3 protein-coding genes are annotated in these 1,547 nt (G+C 60.4%); all 3 read right to left on the bottom strand.

Going from position 1 to position 1,547, the window contains the following annotated elements; all coding sequences use genetic code 11:
- Positions 1-192 precede the first annotated feature (192 nt).
- Positions 193-684, bottom strand: a complete 492-nt coding sequence (locus tag A1351_RS24490; protein ID WP_157096141.1) for a hypothetical protein — start codon at positions 682-684, stop codon at positions 193-195.
- Between the two features lie 77 nt (positions 685-761).
- On the bottom strand, positions 762-1,076 hold the full coding sequence (locus A1351_RS25780; RefSeq protein ID WP_245291595.1) for a TolC family protein: 315 nt from the start codon (positions 1,074-1,076) through the stop codon (positions 762-764).
- 66 nt (positions 1,077-1,142) lie between these two features.
- Positions 1,143-1,547, bottom strand: a 405-nt coding sequence (locus A1351_RS06775) for a PepSY-associated TM helix domain-containing protein (protein ID WP_198162242.1), incomplete at its 5' end; no start/stop codon positions are given.

The raw sequence follows: 1,547 nt of genomic DNA, 5'->3' as shown, positions 1-1,547 counted from the left end.
TTCAGTGAATTCTGCGAGGTCGGGCTCCATCATCCCTTGATGGATGAAATCGCGGCCATTTTCCTCGGTCCAGCGAGCTGACCCAGTTCAGCGGCGCTGTGGAGGATGCTCTGGTGATCGTCGCGAATGGAGGCCGCATTGCGAAAATCGTTCGTGGGCTGCTGCGCACGGTCGGCGTCTAGGCTCTTCGGCTCAGGAAGTTCCGAGCTGTTTTGCGGTCAACAGGTCTTTCATCAAGTCGAACCGAGCCTCCCATCTCTCATTCTCACGGGCGTCCTCGAAAAACTCGCAGTCTTCGCCTTCCATTCCGATCGCGGCGCGCTCTGCGTGCTCACGCTCGATGCGCATCAAATGGTCGTGCAACACACGCGGATCAAAGGTCCGCCGATCGGGCTCTGCGGGCCTCATCGCAGCTCGATCGGAGCCATGACAATGGCAAGGATGCGCCATAAGCGGCCATTCGTCGCCGATGATCGCAAGGACCGCTTTTAAGGAGTTCGCGGACGTTCGCGGCGTCGGAACGGGAGCATGTGGACCACGCGGCCAGCCCGAAGGTTTCGTGACGATGTCCCGTCCCCCTGACAATCTGGATGCGGTCGGCGACGGCGCGCCCAATGTGCGGATGGAGCGGCTCAAATAGGAGCGCTGACTGCCCCGCGCCTCTGCCACCGGGCTGAAGGTCATGCGACCGTCGACGATCGACGCCTATCGAAATCGAAAGGCGACGATAGTCGAACATATAACATCCAAAAATTCTAAGGCTATCCTCCAGTTGCCGTGGAGAACGCCGCGCCGTCGGAAAGGCGCGCAGCCTCCGCGCGGACGCGGGCCATCGAGGCGCTCAGATAAGACCGTTGTGCGGTCAAGACCGTGAGCTGCGAGACGCCGCCATATTGGCGTTGCGCGCGCGTCTGGTCGAGGAAGCGCCGCGAGGCCGCCTTCACGAGGCGTGCGGCGCCCGCCACGCCTACCGGGGGACGTCCGCTTCGAGAGCGCGAAGGTCTCTTCGATCTGGCGCTGTGGACGTAATATTGACAGCGGAGCGCGTCGACGTCGCTTGATTTCTTACATCTCATCTCGGCGCTCCTCGCCAAAATCAAAATGCTCGAACGAACTGATCACTCCGCCGGCGCGTCTCGCATTTACTCGCGCCGCCCGTGAAATAGCCGCGCCATCCATTTCTTCCACCAGACATAGACGCCGGTGACTGAAAGCATCACGATCGCAAGACCGAAGACGCAGACGAAAATCTTGTAAGGCAGCCCAAAAAGATTGGCCTTGTGCAATTCGTAGAGCCACGTAGTGAGTGTATTCCCAGCGCGAAAACTGGTCGGCAAATCCAGCGACCGCAACGTCCCGGAATAGGCGTCGAACCAGACCGTCGTCTGACCATACTTGTCACCGATGTCGCGCGATGACCGAATGCGATAGCGATAGAGCCCGCTTGCACGATCGAGGGTCAGTTCCACAGGCCGCGAAACGGTGAAGCCATGGGCGCGCGCCTGTTCGTCCATCAGCCGCATGGCGATCGCCTGCGCCTCTTCCCA

The organism is Methylosinus sp. R-45379 (genome assembly GCF_001644125.1).
Taxonomy (GTDB): domain Bacteria; phylum Pseudomonadota; class Alphaproteobacteria; order Rhizobiales; family Beijerinckiaceae; genus Methylosinus.
This window is presented reverse-complemented; position numbering and strand designations above follow the sequence as displayed.